The sequence below is a fragment of the Nonomuraea sp. B12E4 genome (assembly GCF_039871825.1).
Classification (GTDB): domain Bacteria; phylum Actinomycetota; class Actinomycetes; order Streptosporangiales; family Streptosporangiaceae; genus Nonomuraea.
On sequence record NZ_JBDPME010000089.1, the window covers coordinates 1 to 1,006 of the forward strand.

1 protein-coding gene is annotated in these 1,006 nt (G+C 69.7%); it reads right to left on the minus strand.

What is annotated here, in order from left to right:
• A partial coding sequence (locus tag ABGB18_RS49335) for a condensation domain-containing protein (protein ID WP_347702660.1) occupies window positions 1-1,006 on the minus strand: 1,006 nt, incomplete at both ends.

The following is a 1,006-nucleotide window of genomic DNA, read 5'->3' on the forward strand; positions in this document are numbered from 1 at the left end:
TGGAAGAGGGGGTGGCGGGCGAGGGAGCGGTTGGGGTTGAGGGCTTCGACGAGGTAGTCGAAGGGGAGGTCTTGGTGGGTGTAGGCGTCGAGGTTGGTGGTGCGGGTGCGGTGGAGGAGTTGGGTGAAGGTGGGGTTGTCGTGGGTGGTGGTGCGTAGGACGAGGGTGTTGACGAAGAAGCCGATGAGGTGGTCGAGGGCGGGGTCGGTGCGGCCGGCGATGGGGGCGCCGATGGGGATGTCGGTGCCGGCGCCGAGTCGGGTGAGTAGGGCGGTCAGGCCGGTGTGCAGGGTCATGAAGAGGGTGGCGTTGTGCCGGCGGGCCAGGGTGTGCAGGTCGTGGTGGAGGGTGGGGGGCAGGGTGAAGGTGTGGGTGGCGCCGTGGTGGGTGGCGATGGGTGGGCGGGGCCGGTCGGTGGGCAGGGTGAGCTGGTCGGGTAGGCCGGTCAGGTGGGTGCGCCAGTAGGTGAGTTGCTGGTTGAGCAGGCTGTGGGGGTCGTCGGGGGTGCCGAGGAGTTGGTGTTGCCACAGGGTGTAGTCGGCGTATTGGACGGGGAGTGGTTGCCAGGTGGGGGGGTGGTGGTGGCGGCGGGCTTGGTAGGCGGTGGTCAGGTCGTGGGCCAGGGGGGCGAAGGACCAGCCGTCGCCGGCGATGTGGTGCAGGGTCAGGACCAGGACGCCCTCGTCGGGGCCGAGTTGGAGTAGGTCGGCGCGGATGGGCAGGTCGTGGTCGAGGTGGAAGGGTTGGGCGGCGGCCGAGGTCAGTGCGTCGGGAAGTTGGTCGGGGGTGATCGCGTGGATCCGGAGGGGGGTGGTGGTTTGGTCGATGGGCTGGATGTGCTGGGCGGGTTCGCCGTTGTGGGGGCGGATGAGGGTGCGCAGGCTTTCGTGTCGTTCGAGGACGTCGCGGAGCGCTGCTCGCAGGGCGTTGGTGTCGATGGGGCCGTGGAAGCGCAGGGCGGTGGGGAGGTTGTAGGTGGGGGTGGGGCCTTCCAGTTCGGCCAGGA